The sequence below is a fragment of the Streptomyces sp. NPDC059853 genome (assembly GCF_042731495.1).
Taxonomy (GTDB): Bacteria; Actinomycetota; Actinomycetes; order Streptomycetales; family Streptomycetaceae; genus Streptomyces.
On record NZ_JBHWJL010000146.1, the window covers coordinates 1 to 12189 of the forward strand.

10 protein-coding genes are annotated in these 12189 nt (G+C 73.0%); 7 read left to right on the forward strand and 3 right to left on the reverse strand.

Annotation, left to right across the window (positions count from 1 at the left end; all coding sequences use genetic code 11):
* On the forward strand, positions 1–2678 hold a 2678-nt coding region (locus ACFV5N_RS16635), incomplete at its 5' end, for a glycoside hydrolase family 2 TIM barrel-domain containing protein (protein ID WP_385599841.1).
* A gap of 76 nt (positions 2679–2754) precedes the next feature.
* On the opposite strand, the gene ACFV5N_RS16640 is transcribed toward ACFV5N_RS16635, so the two are convergent.
* Both ACFV5N_RS16640 and ACFV5N_RS16645 read right to left on the reverse strand, forming a co-directional pair.
* A complete protein-coding gene (locus ACFV5N_RS16640; RefSeq protein WP_385599844.1) occupies positions 2755–2991 on the reverse strand; it encodes a DUF397 domain-containing protein in 237 nt (78 codons plus the stop codon).
* Between the two features lies 1 nt (position 2992).
* Complete coding sequence (locus tag ACFV5N_RS16645; protein ID WP_385599846.1) at positions 2993–3883, reverse strand: helix-turn-helix domain-containing protein; 891 nt, start codon at positions 3881–3883, stop codon at positions 2993–2995.
* A gap of 112 nt (positions 3884–3995) precedes the next feature.
* Here ACFV5N_RS16645 and ACFV5N_RS16650 point away from each other — a divergent pair, with 112 nt between their 5' ends.
* Complete coding sequence (locus tag ACFV5N_RS16650; protein WP_385599849.1) at positions 3996–4451, forward strand: ATP-binding protein; 456 nt, start codon at positions 3996–3998, stop codon at positions 4449–4451.
* A gap of 65 nt (positions 4452–4516) precedes the next feature.
* The gene (locus tag ACFV5N_RS16655; protein WP_385599852.1) at positions 4517–6835 is read left to right on the forward strand and encodes a glycoside hydrolase N-terminal domain-containing protein; all 2319 of its coding nucleotides are present in this window, start codon (positions 4517–4519) and stop codon (positions 6833–6835) included.
* Here ACFV5N_RS16655 and ACFV5N_RS16660 read toward each other — a convergent pair.
* Positions 6819–8048 (reverse strand): MFS transporter, encoded by a 1230-nt coding sequence (locus ACFV5N_RS16660; RefSeq protein WP_385599855.1) that lies wholly within the window; start codon positions 8046–8048, stop codon positions 6819–6821. The genes ACFV5N_RS16655 and ACFV5N_RS16660 overlap by 17 nt on opposite strands.
* Before the next feature lie 234 nt (positions 8049–8282).
* On the opposite strand from ACFV5N_RS16660, the gene ACFV5N_RS16665 reads away from it, so the two are divergent.
* The 4 genes from ACFV5N_RS16665 to ACFV5N_RS16680 all read left to right on the forward strand — a co-directional run bounded on the left by ACFV5N_RS16665 (position 8283) and on the right by ACFV5N_RS16680 (position 12153).
* The gene (locus ACFV5N_RS16665; RefSeq protein WP_385599857.1) at positions 8283–9245 is read left to right on the forward strand and encodes a TerC family protein; all 963 of its coding nucleotides are present in this window, start codon (positions 8283–8285) and stop codon (positions 9243–9245) included.
* Between the two features lie 106 nt (positions 9246–9351).
* Positions 9352–9654, forward strand: coding sequence for a hypothetical protein (locus ACFV5N_RS16670; protein ID WP_385599860.1), 303 nt, complete (start codon positions 9352–9354; stop codon positions 9652–9654).
* Positions 9651–10859: an ROK family protein gene (locus ACFV5N_RS16675; protein ID WP_385599863.1), complete on the forward strand. Its 1209-nt coding sequence runs from the start codon at positions 9651–9653 to the stop codon at positions 10857–10859. Before ACFV5N_RS16670 ends, ACFV5N_RS16675 begins: the two co-directional genes overlap by 4 nt.
* A gap of 343 nt (positions 10860–11202) precedes the next feature.
* The gene (locus tag ACFV5N_RS16680; RefSeq protein WP_385599866.1) at positions 11203–12153 is read left to right on the forward strand and encodes a DMT family transporter; all 951 of its coding nucleotides are present in this window, start codon (positions 11203–11205) and stop codon (positions 12151–12153) included.
* Positions 12154–12189: the final 36 nt, after the last annotated feature.

A 12189-nucleotide genomic window follows, 5' to 3' on the forward strand; every position in this document is an offset into this window, starting at 1 on the left:
GCTACCCCTTCCCGGTCGACCCGCCGCGCGTCCCCACCGAGAACCCCACCGGCGACCACCGGCACGTCTTCGACCTGCCCGCCGACTGGCCGGACGGCGGGGAGAGCGTCCTGCGGTTCGAGGGCGTCGAGTCCTGCGCCCGCGTCTGGCTCAACGGCACCGAACTGGGCACCTTCCAGGGCAGCCGGCTGCCGCACGAGTTCGCGGTCGGGCCGCTGCTGCGCCCCACCGGCAACGTCCTGGCCGTCCGCGTCCACCAGTGGTCGGCGGGCAGCTACCTGGAGGACCAGGACATGTGGTGGCTCCCCGGCATCTTCCGGGACGTCACGCTGCTGCACCGCCCCGAGCACTCCCCCACCGACTTCTTCACCCACGCCGGCTACGACCACACCACCGGCGAGGGCGTCCTGCGCGTCGAGTCGGACACCCCCGGCACCGTGACCGTGCCCGAACTGGGCATCGAGATCCCCACCAACGAGGAGGTACGGGTCCCGGTCGAGCCCTGGTCCGCCGAGCACCCCCGGCTGTACTCCGGCGAACTGGCCACCCCCGGCGAGCGCATCCCGCTGCGCATCGGCTTCCGCACCGTCGGGGTACGCGACGGACTCTTCCGGGCGAACGGCAAGCCGGTCCTCTTCCGCGGTGTCAACCGGCACGAGTTCCACCCGGACACCGGACGCGCCGTGGACGAGGCGACCATGCGTGCCGACATCGAACTGATGAAGCGGCACAACATCAACGCCGTCCGCACCAGCCACTACCCGCCGCACCCCGCCTTCCTCGACCTCTGCGACGAGCTGGGCCTGTGGGTGATCGACGAGGCCGACCTGGAGACCCACGGCTTCTGCTACTTCCCCGGCTGGCGCGGCAACCCGGTCGCCGACGACCGCTTCGTCCCGGCCCTGCTCGACCGGGCCCGGCGGATGGTGGAGCGCGACAAGAACCACCCGTCCGTGGTGATCTGGTCGCTGGGCAACGAGTGCGGCGCCGGTCACGGGCTCAGCGCCATGGCCGCCTGGATCCGCGAGCGCGACCCGTCCCGCGCCGTGCACTACGAGAACGACCCCACCTACCGCGACTCCGACTTCTACTCCCGGATGTACGCCCCGCACGAGGAGGTGGAGCGGATCGGGCGGCGCGCCGAGGAGCCGCTGGAGGACCCGGAGCTGGAGGCGCACCGGGCGTCCCTGCCGTTCCTGCTGTGCGAGTACGCGCACGCGATGGGCAACGGGCCCGGCGGGCTGAGCGAGTACCAGCGGCTGTTCGAGACGTACGAGCGCTGCCAGGGCGGGTTCGTGTGGGAGTGGATCGACCACGGCCTGCCGGTGCGGCCGGCGGACGGGGAGCCGTACTCCGGGTACGGCGGCGACTTCGGCGAGGAGCTGCACGACGGCAACTTCGTCTGCGACGGCCTGGTGTTCCCCGACCGCACCCCCTCCCCCGGGCTCATCGAGTACAAGAAGGTGATCGAACCGGTCACGATCAGCGGTGACAGCGCCCGCCGCACGATCACCATCCGTAACGGATACGACTTCCTCGGTCTGGGGCATCTCACCTTCGGCTGGCGGTACGAGGCCGAGGGCATCCTCCTCGCCTCCGGCGGGCTGAGCGTTCCCGAGGTGGCGCCGGGCAGTACGGCGGAGGTTCCGCTGCCCGACCCGCCCGCGGGCGACGCGCCGGGTGAGGGCATCTGGACGGTGACCGCCGCCCTGGCCGCCGACACCGCGTGGGCCCCGGCAGGGCACGAGGTGGCCTGGGGTCAGATCGCGGATTCCGCGCGCCCCCGCCTCGCACCGAGCGCCGGAGCGCCGACCGGCACCGCACGCCGGGAGGGCACCACCTGGAGGCTCGGCCCCGCGGTCTTCGACGCCGCCTCCGGCGAGCTGCGCACCCTCGGCGGCCTGACCCTGCACCGGGGCCCGGTACTGGATGTGTGGCGCGCCCCGACCGACAACGACGAGGGCATGGTCTGGGAGGAGGGCACCCGGCTCGCCCAGCGCTGGCGCGAGCTGGGCCTGCACCGGATCCGGCACCGGGTGGACGCCGTCGGGGCGGACGGCGGCACGCTCACCGTACGGACCCGGGTCGCCCCGGCCGCCACCGACGCCGGTCTGCGCACCGTCTACCGCTGGACCGCGACCGGGGACGGGGCGCTGCGGCTGGACGTCGAGGTCACACCCGAAGGCGACTGGCGGGTGCCGCTGCCCCGGCTCGGGCTACGGCTCGGGCTCCCGGCCGGGCTCGGCCACGTCCGGTGGTACGGCGGCGGCCCCGGCGAGGCGTACCCGGACACCCGCGCCGCCGCGCGCACCGGCCGCTGGGAAGCCACCGTGGACGGGCTGCACACCCCGTATGTGCGGCCCCAGGAGAACGGCGCCCGCATCGATGTCCGCTGGGCCGAACTGCGCGAGCGGCCCGGCACCGAAGGTCCGGGGCTGCGGCTCACCGCAGGCGAACAGCCCCTGATGTTCACCGCCCGCCGCTGGACCACCGAGCAGCTGGACGCGGCCACCCACACCCCCGATCTGACACCGGGCGACACGGTGTGGGTGCACCTGGACGCCGCCCAGCACGGCATCGGCAGCCAGTCCTGCGGTCCCGGCCCGCTGCCGCGGTACCACCTCACCCCGGCGCCGACCACCTTCTCGGTGATCCTGCGCGCCCTCGGCGAGGACTGACCGCACTCCCCCGCGGGCACGACAGCCGCACCCCGCGGCCACCGGGCGGCACCCGGTGGCCCGGGGCCGCGGCCGGTCACACCAGCAGGAAGTCGGCGTCCCCGGACTTCACGGCCCGGATGAAGTCGGCCATCCCGTGGCCGGAGCAGATCAGCGCGGGACCGTCGGGATCGGTGGACTGACGCAGCGCGACCCGGCCGTCCCCCAGCCGCAGCACCTCGACGCAGCTGCCGCCGTTGCCGCCGCTCCAGGGCTTCCGCCAGCCCTCGGTGGCCAGTTCGGAGGCCGGCATGCCGTTGTAGACGTCATCCATGTCAGATCTCCTTGCGAATTCGACTGAGGATGACCTCAGTGCGGTGCACCTGCGCGGCCTGAGCGCACATCCGGTCCAGTGCTTCCCGGAACTGCGAGACGTCCTCGCGCTGGTCGAAGTACGCGGCGCCTATCAGGCTCTCCGCACAAGCGACATCCGGCAGTTCGGGGATGGGGAACCGGAAGAGGTGGAAGGGGCCGTACATCGCGGAGTGGGGCCCCGCGCTGAACGGCATGATCTGCAGCCGCACATGCGGTGCGGCGATGGCCTCGATCAAGCGGGAGATCTGGGCACGCATGACATTGGGACCGCCGAACGGGCGGCGCAGCACGGTCTCGTCTATCACGACCCACAGCAGCGGTGGCTGCTTGCGCTGGAGCAGGTCCTGGCGGGCGAGCCGCAGCGCGACCAGCCGGTCGATCTCGCTGGCCGGGGCGTGCGGCATGCCGGAGCGCAGCACCGTGGCCGCGTAGGCCTCGGTCTGGAGCAACCCGGGGACGTAGTGCGGTTCGTAGGCACGGATCTGGTCGGCCTCCGCCTCCAGGCTGACGAAGGCGCTGAACCAGTCGGGCAGCACATCGCGGTAGTGGTGCCACCAGCCCGGCCGGTTGGCCTCGCGGGCGAGGTTGAGGAAGCCCTCGATCTCCTCGGTCGTGGTGACCCCGTAGATGCGCAGCAGCTTTTCCACGTAGGGCACTTTGAGGCCGACCTGGGCCTTCTCCATCCGGCGGATGGTGGCGTGGGTGACGTCGAGAGCGGCGGCTGCTTCCTCGAAGGTGTAGCCCGCTTCCTCGCGCAGGTCCTGGAGCCGTCTGCCCAGTACCACTCGCAGGGCGGTCGGTGCCGCGCCCGGCGTTCCTGCCACTGCCCGCCCCCATCCAACGGCTGTCATCGCAGAGCAGTGTGCCACGGTCGCGGGCAAGTACAACAGAGTGATATCAACGGTTCTGTAATTTGCAGGATGCCCCTTGCCGGATGCGACGGTCAACACGCAGAGTATGGGGGTGGCTTCCTCCTCACACGCTCAGCCCTTAGAGCGTTATGACACCTCCCTTCTCGGGAGCGAGCGTCTGAGCTTCCAGCTGCCCGCCGTGGACGCCTCCGTCGGCGAGGCCAGGCGCCGGGTCCGGGCCCAGCTCACCGAGTGGCGCTCTCCGGTGGAGCTGACCGACAACGCCCAGCTGGTGGTCTCGGAGCTGGTGACCAACGCGCTGCGGCACACCGGCAGCCGCTCGGTGGGCTGCGAGGTGCGGATACTGGGGTCGCTGCTGCGGATCGCGGTGTCCAGCGCGGGTGCGGGCCCGGCCGGGATGCCGACGGCGGCCACCATGGAGGACGAGGGCGGCCGGGGTCTGCTGCTGGTGTGCACGCTGGCCGAGGTGTGGGGGGTACGGCCCCGGGACGCCGGAAGCGGGCACGTAGTCTGGGCCGACCTGGCGATCGGCCCGGCCGCGCGCTGAGCGGCGCCCCTCGGCCGGCGGGGCGGCCGGCGGGCGTGCGTACCGCATTCACCGAGAGGTTCGGCATGCAGCGCAGTGGCTCCCCGTACGTGTTGTGGTATCCGCGGCCCGCCGCCGCCTGGCTCCAGGCGCTGCCGGTGGGCAACGGCCGGCTCGGCGCCATGGTGTACGGGGGCACCGACAGCGAGGAGTTGCAGCTCAGCGAGGACACGGTGTGGGCGGGCGGGCCGCACCGTTACGACAATCCGCGGGCCGCCGCCGCGCTGCCCCGGGCGCGGGAGCTGGTCTTCGCCGGGGAGTGGGAGGCGGCGCACCGGCTGCTGGAGTCGGATGTGATGGGCGTACCGGTCCAGCAGATGCCCTGTCAGACGGTGGGCAGCCTGCGGCTGGCGTTCGACGCCGCCGGGGAGGGCTCCGGGGAGGCCGGTGGCTACCGCCGGGAGCTGGATCTGTCCCGGGCGGTGCACACGGTGGAGTTCGTCCGGGACGGGATACGGCACCGGCGGGAGGTGTTCTCCAGCGCCGCCGACCAGGTGATCGTGGTGCGGCTGAGCGCGGACGCCCCCGGGGCGGTGGGGTTCAGCGCGTCCTTCGACAGTCCGATGGCGACCACGGCGCTGTCCCCGGACGGCACCGCCATCGCGCTGGACGGCCGGGGCGGGGACGCCTCCGGGGTGGCGGGCGCGGTGCGGTTCCGGGCGCTGGTGCGGGCGCTGCCTGCCGGTGGCGAGGTGTCCTCGGCGGACGGGGTGCTGCGGGTGTCCGGCGCGGACGCGGTGACCCTGCTGATCTCGGTGGGCACCAATCACGTCGACCGGCAGGATCTCGGCGCCGATCCGGCGGCCCGGGCGCTGGAGGACCTGACGGCGGCGGCCGGGCGGCCGTACCCGGAGCTGCTGGAGCGTCATGTCGCCGACCACGCGGCGCTGTTCGGGCGGACGGCGCTGGAGATCCCGGCGACGCCAGCCGCGGCTCTGCCCACCGACGAGCGGGTGGCGGCCTTCGGGGACGGCACGGCCGACCCGCAGCTGGCCGCGCTGTACTTCCACTTCGGCCGCTATCTGCTGATCTCCTGCTCCCGGCCCGGGACCCAGCCCGCCCATCTCCAGGGGCTGTGGAACGACCTGACCGACCCCCCGTGGGGGTCGAAGTACACGATCAACATCAACACGGAGATGAACTACTGGCCGGCCGGTCCGGCGAACCTCCTGGAGTGCTGGGAGCCGCTGTTCGCCCTGCTGCACGACCTGCGGGTCACCGGGGCGCGCAGCGCCCGCGCGATGTACGGGGCGCGGGGCTGGGTCGCGCACCACAACACGGATCTGTGGCGGGGCACGGCGCCGGTGGACGGCACCACCTGGGGGATGTGGCCCACCGGCGGCGCGTGGCTGGCGCTGGCGGTGTGGGAGTACTACCGCTTCACCGGGGACACCGGGCGGCTGCGGGCCGACTACCCGGTCCTGGCGGAGGCGGCGCGGTTCTTCCTGGACGCGCTGGTGGAGGACCCGGGGACCGGTCATCTGGTGACCTGCCCGTCGATCTCGCCGGAGAACGCGCACCACCCGGGGCCGGGCGGCACGCTGTGCGCCGGGCCGACGATGGACAACCAGATCCTGCGCGACCTGTTCGGCGCGGTGGACGCCGCCGCCGGGGTGCTCGGGCTGGACGAGGAGCTGCGGGGCCGGGTGCGGGCGGCGGCCGACCGGCTGCCGCCCTCGCGGGTGGGGGCCCGGGGGCAGTTGCAGGAGTGGCAGCAGGACTGGGACGCCGGTGCCCCCGAGCAGGGGCACCGGCACATCTCCCATCTGTACGGGCTGCACCCCGGGGCGCAGATCACCCGGCACACGCCGGAGCTGTTCGAGGCGGCGCGGGTGACGCTGGAGCAGCGCGGTGACGCGGGGACCGGATGGTCACTGGGCTGGAAGATCAACTTCTGGGCGCGGCTGGCGGACGGCGACCGTTCGTACAAACTGCTGACGGATCAGCTGACACCGGAGCGGACCGCGCCGAACCTCTTCGATCTGCATCCGCCGTTCCAGATCGACGGCAACTTCGGGGCGACCGCCGGGATCACCGAGTGGCTGCTCCAGAGCCACGGCGCGGAGCTGGAGCTGCTGCCGGCGCTGCCGGGGGCGCTGCCCGAGGGCCGGGTGCGCGGGCTGCTGGCGCGCGGCGGGTTCGAGGTGGCGCTGTCCTGGTCGGGCGGGGCGCTGACCGGGGCCGGGATCGCTTCCCGGATCGGTGCCACCGCCCGGGTGCGGACGGCGGTGCCGGTGACGGTCACCCGGGACGGGGCCGAGGTGGCCGCCGAGCGGGACGCGGACGGGGTGACGGTGTTCGCGACCCGGGCCGGGGAGGTCTACCGGCTCACGCCGCGCGGGTGAGCCGGGTGGTGGCCATGGTGCGCAGGGTGCGGGCGCCGCTGAGCCCCATGGCCACCCCGCAGGCGCCCAGGCCCAGGGCGAGGGCGTAGCCCCAGCGCGGGCCGTGGTGCTGGATCACGACGCCGGTGAGCGCGACGCCGCCGGCGCGGCCGACGCCGACCGCCATGGAGAGCCAGCTCAGGCCCTCGGTGAGCATGTGGCCCGGCACGCCTTCGCGGACCAGGCTGTAGCCGGCGATGATCGCGGGGGCGGTGAGGATGCCGGCGAACAGGGAGATCGCCCACAGGGCGGGGACGCCGGGCATGGCCCACAGCGGGGCCATGCCCGCCACCACCGAGGCGATGGTGAGCAGGAAGAGCCGGTCCAGCGGCAGGGACCAGTCGCGGGCGCCGTACCACAGGCCGCCGATCGCGCTGCCGATGGCGTAGGTGCCGAGGACGGCGCCGGTCATCCAGGTTTCGCCGTAGTGGTCGACGAAGGCGATGGTGGCGAGTTCGAAGGCGGCGAACATGGCGCCGGTGAACAGGTACACCGCGCACATCCAGGGCATGCCGGGGGCGGTGATGGCCCGGGTGCGCACCTTCTGGGGCGCGGCGACGGGCGGCTCGGTGCGGTGCTGGCCGGCGAGCAGCAGGCAGCCGGTGACGCCGGTGAGCGCGGCGGCGGCCACGCCGGCGGCGGGGTGGACGAGGACGGCGAAGGCGACGAGCAGCGGGCCGACGGCCCAGATCAGCTCGTCGGCGACGGATTCGAAGGAGAAGGCGGACTTCAGCAGCCGGCCGCCCCCGTCGCGTTCGGCGAGGTGGCTCCACCGGGCGCGGACCAGGGCGCCGAGCGGGGGCATGAAGGCGCCGAAGACCGCTCCGCTGGCGCACAGCAGCCAGACGGGGACGTCCAACTGGGCGGCGAGCAGGAAGAGCGCGCCCGCGGTGCCGAAGGCGGCGGCCAGCGGGCGCAGTACCCGGCGCTGGCCGAAACGGTCGATGAGGTAGCCGAGTTGCGGCACGATGAGCGCGTAGCACAGGGCGCCGCCCGCGGAGGCGAGACCGGCGGTGGCGTAGCTGTCGGTGACCGCTGTGATGAGGAACACGGTGCCCAGGCTGAGCATCGAGGACGGCATCCGGCCGATCATCCCCGCCGCGATGAACCGTTTGGCACCCGGTACCCGGAAGATCTCACCGTAGCTCCGCAGCCCCGCGGCACTGTGTCCCATGACCCGCATCATTCCGGCCGTACCGGGGGGCCGCATCTTCTTTTCGCCGCGGGCGTGATGTCCTTTCTGAGCCTTCTTCCGGATATCCGGATGAACGGCGGGTGACATCAGAGGAAACACCAGGGTCCGTATGTGTGTGCGATGCGAACCACATGGGGGTGATTCCGGGGGCATTCCGGGTCAATGCCTGCGGTCGGGCAGGATGGGCGGGACGACGGATATACCGGAGGATCAGTGGACGTCTCGTTGCCCATGTGGGGGCTCACCATCGTGGTGCTGTGTGCCCTCATCGCTGTCGACTTCTTCTTCGGGCGCAAGCCCCACGAAGTCACACTCAAGGAGGCGGCCAGCTGGTCGATCTTCTGGGTGGTGCTCGCGGTGCTGTTCGGCATCGGGCTCGCCGTGGTCGGAGAGGGCCAGGCGTCGGGCGAGTTCTTCGCCGGTTACATCACCGAGAAGTCCCTCAGTGTGGACAATCTCTTCGTCTTCATACTGATCATGGCGAAGTTCTCGGTACCGGCCGCGTACCAGTCGCGGGTGCTGATGGTGGGTGTTCTCATCGCCCTGGTGCTGCGGGCCCTCTTCATCGCCGCCGGTGCGGCCCTGATTTCCACCTTCTCGTGGGTGTTCTACATCTTCGGCGCGTTCCTGATCTACACCGCGTGGAAGCTGATCCAGGACGCACGCCAGGACGAGGAGGAGGAGTTCGAGGAGAACCGGTTCCTCAAGACGATCGAACGGCGCCTGCCGGCCACCGACCAGTACCACGGCACCAAGCTGTGGATCGTGGAGAACGGCCGGCGGCTGGTCACCCCGATGCTGATCGTCATGCTGGCGATCGGCAGCACCGATGTGCTGTTCGCGCTGGACTCGATCCCGGCGATCTTCGGCCTGACCCAGGACCCGTACATCGTGTTCACCGCCAACGCCTTCGCGCTGATGGGCCTGCGGCAGCTGTACTTCCTCATCGGCGGGCTGCTGCGGAAGCTGGTGCACCTGTCCTACGGGCTGTCCATCATCCTCGGCTTCATCGGCGTCAAGCTGGTGCTGCACGCACTGCACGAGAACGGGGTGCACGTGCCGGAGATCGGGATCCCGCTCTCCCTGTCGGTGATCATCGGGGTGCTGGCCGTCACGACCATCACCTCGCTGTACGCGACGCGGAAGGACCGGGAGGGTTCGAAGACCGGATCGTGAGGGTCTTCGGTAGGGTGCGGGCCGGGCAGGAACACGACAGGACGATGGAACGTTTACTCCATTGGGTGTGACGTCCGGACGCAGTCGGCGGGACGGGAGGCGGGTCATGGGGACGGGGCCTGAGGGCAGAGGCGAGCCGGGCGATGAGGACAAGCCCGGCCGCGACAGCTGGGACGACGTGGTGCTGGACGAGAACTTCGTGCGAGGTGCCGAGGTCTCCGAGCCCACCGCGCGGACCCGGATGCTGACCGAACGCTGGAAGAACGAGGCCCCGGATCCGCAGCCGTGGCGCTCGGACGAGCCGCCGGCGGGCTGGATCTTCAGCTCCTCCCGGCGGCGGCAGCGGGCCCAGCGGCCGCGCCAGCGCCGCTGGTTCCGCCGCCGGAACAAGGACGACGGGCAGGAGTGAGCGGGGTCGGAGGGGTGCCCGCGCAGCGCTCCTCGCGGCACATCCGCACCGCCAACCGCTACCGGGTGCTGCGCCGGATCCTGGCCGGCGGCCCCGTCTCCCGGCCCGTGCTGGCCGCCGCCACCGGGCTCAGCCAGGCCACGGTGGCGACCGTCACCGGTGAGCTGCACCGGCTGGGCATGGTGCGGGCGGCCGGCGTCGAGGACTCCGCCGGAGGCCGGCCGCGGGCGCTGCTCGCGGCCGACCCGGCCGGTGGCACCCTGATCGGCGTCGATGTGGCCGAGACGTATGTGCACGCCGAGTTGTTCGATCTCACGCTGCGGGTCCGGGCGCGGGCCCGGCTGCCGCTGGCCCCGGGCGAGGACGGCCCCGAGCTGGTGGCGGAGCGGATCGCGCGGGCCGTGTCGCTGCTGGCGGCGGACGCGGGGGCACCGGCCGGATCGCCGGTGCTGGGTGTCGGGGTGACCATGCCCGGCATGGTGGACCGGGAGGGCGGGGTCTCGGTCTTCGCCGCCAACTGGGACTGGCGCGAGGTGCCGCTGCTGGAACTGCTGGCGCGCCGCATCCCGCACCGCCTCTATCTGGACAACCCCCTGCGGGCCACGACGGTGGCCGAGCTGTGGTTCGGCGCGGCGCGCGGGCGGCAGGACGCGGTGGTGGTCAATCTCGGCACCGGGGTCGGCGCCGGTCTGGCGCTGGGCGGTGCGGTGCACCGGGGCGCGTCCAACAGCGCCGGGGAGTGGGGACACACCACGCTGGTGCACGGCGGCCGGCGCTGCCGCTGCGGGCGGCACGGCTGCGTGGAGAGCTATGTGGGGGCGCCGGGCATCATCCGTACCCTGAGCGAGCTGGCGCCGGACGCCGTGCCGGTGCGGGCGGACGGCCAGACGGCCGCGATCGCGGCCCTGGCGGCCGGCTGCCGGGCCGGGGATCCGGTGGCGCTGCGGGTGCTGGAGGTCTGCGCGGACCAGCTGGGCGCGGCGGTGGCGGATCTGGTGAATCTGCTGGATCCGGAGGTGGTGGTCCTCAGCAGCTGGGTGGCGCGGGAGTTCGGGGCGCCGCTGCTGGGGGCGGTGCGCGAGGCGGTGGGCCGGTACGCGCTGGGCCGCCCGGCGGCGCGCGCCGAGATCGTGCTGTCGCCGGTCGAGGGCAATCCGGTGTCGCTGGGGGCGGCGACCTTCGCGCTGGAGGGCGCGTTGGCGTAACGGTGGGGAGCGCGTCGGATCTCCACGCGGGTCGCGGACGCCGATGCGGCGATTGCGCGGGCCGGATCGGGCCCGGTTGTGTATGCGTGGCCAGGTCGTCCGTCCTCGCGGGGCGCGGGCGGTGGGCCGGCCAGCCCGTCCCCTATTCTTATGCTCATGCGATCGACTTACTGGCACGCGGTCACTCCGCCGCCGTTCACCCGCTGAGGGCGCACGGCGCGGGCATCCACCGCACCCCACCGGCCCACCCGGTGCACAGCACCGGGCCGGGGCCTTCTTTCTCGTGCGTCCTCACTCCGTTTCCCCCAACCGGACTTCTCCGACGGAGCAGGACACACTCTTCATGTCTTCGACCGCATCACCTTCCCCCTCCCCCGCCACCGCCGCCCTGGCCGCCGCGCCGCCCGCACCGGGCACCCGCGGCCCCGGCGGGCCGCTGCTGATCCTGGCTGCCGCCACCCTGTGGGGCACCACCGGCACCGTGGCCTCCTTCGCACCGGCCGGCTCCTCCCCGCTGGCCATCGGCGCCGGCACCATGGGCATCGGCGGACTCCTCACCCTGGCCCTCGCGGGCCGCTCCGCCCCGGCCGTTCTGCGCTCGGGCCGCCGCGCGCTCGGCTGGGCCCTGCTCGGCGCGCTCTGCATCGTCATCTACCCGCTGGCCTTCTACACCTCGATGGCCTGGGCCGGGGTCGCGGTGGGCACCGTCGTCTCGCTCGGCTGCGCCCCGGTCTTCGCCGCGCTGCTGGAACGGCTCCTGGACGGCACCCGGCTGACCCGCCGCTGGGCGGCGGCGGCCGGCGCGGCGGGCGGCGGCTGCGCCGTGCTCGTGGCGGCCGGCGGCACCGGCGGGGGCGACACCGCCCGGATACCGGCCGGGGTGGCCCTCGGCCTGCTGGCCGGCGCCGCCTACGCCGGATACACCTACTACGCCGGGCGCCTCATCCGGCAGGGCCACTCCTCCCGGGCCGTGATGGGCGCGCTGTTCGGCCTGGGCACCCTGGTCCTCGTCCCGCTGTTCGCCCTCACCTCGGGGCCGCTGCTGGACACCGGCCGGGGACTGCTGGTCGTCGGCTATCTGGCGCTGGTCCCGATGTGCCTGGCCTATCTGCTCTTCGGCGCCGGCCTGGTGCGGGTACGGGCCAGCGCCGCGACCGTGCTCACCCTCTTCGAGCCGGTCGTCGCCGCGGTGCTCGGGGTGGCCGTGGTCGGGGAACGGCTCGGCGGCTGGGGCTGGAGCGGGGTGGCCCTGGTGGTCGCCGGGCTCCTGGTGCTGACGGTACGGCGCCGCTGACCGCGGCCGCGGCCCTCCCCCGCACCGGGGGAGGGC

What these genes read in the sequence shown, in the direction of transcription:
- ACFV5N_RS16670 (WP_385599860.1), top strand. Translation starts at nt 9,352, where the DNA reads ATGGGGACGGGGCCTGAGGGCAGAGGCGAGCCGGGCGATGAGGACAAG.
- ACFV5N_RS16640 (WP_385599844.1), bottom strand. Translation starts at nt 2,991, where the DNA reads ATGGATGACGTCTACAACGGCATGCCGGCCTCCGAACTGGCCACCGAG.
- ACFV5N_RS16680 (WP_385599866.1), top strand. Translation starts at nt 11,203, where the DNA reads ATGTCTTCGACCGCATCACCTTCCCCCTCCCCCGCCACCGCCGCCCTG.
- ACFV5N_RS16645 (WP_385599846.1), bottom strand. Translation starts at nt 3,883, where the DNA reads ATGACAGCCGTTGGATGGGGGCGGGCAGTGGCAGGAACGCCGGGCGCG.
- ACFV5N_RS16660 (WP_385599855.1), bottom strand. Translation starts at nt 8,048, where the DNA reads ATGGGACACAGTGCCGCGGGGCTGCGGAGCTACGGTGAGATCTTCCGG.
- ACFV5N_RS16655 (WP_385599852.1), top strand. Translation starts at nt 4,517, where the DNA reads ATGCAGCGCAGTGGCTCCCCGTACGTGTTGTGGTATCCGCGGCCCGCC.